Here is a 255-nt window from a genome sequence, read left to right as displayed (position 1 = left end):
GTGACCGGAAAGCAGCGGTAGCCCTGATGAACAACCTCAATCTCTCCTGCAGGCTCAAAAGTAAACGGGACCAGGGGCGTTTCAGCACGCCGGTGTATTCACTGGCCAGAAACGCCTTTATCCGGGTCATAAAAACAGAAGACGCACAACAGTGGCTCAGGCAGCACCGTTACGTTCGCAGCGGTCTGGTCTGGCTTTACGCACATGATTTGCGCCTGACGCCCCCCAACTGGCTGTGGCTCAAGGGCGTTGACC

Annotated in this window: 1 pseudogene; it reads left to right on the top strand. The window is 56.9% G+C overall.

Annotated features, from left to right (window positions below):
* A pseudogene (locus tag E0D98_RS27025) lies at positions 1 to 255 on the top strand (conjugal transfer protein TrbA); the annotation flags it as partial.

Origin of the sequence: Escherichia sp. KCJ4928, from assembly GCF_004352695.1 — a bacterium.
Taxonomy (GTDB): Bacteria; Pseudomonadota; Gammaproteobacteria; order Enterobacterales; family Enterobacteriaceae; genus ECMA0423.
Note: the sequence above shows the minus strand (reverse complement) of the source record. Positions and strands in the feature narration are given on the sequence as shown.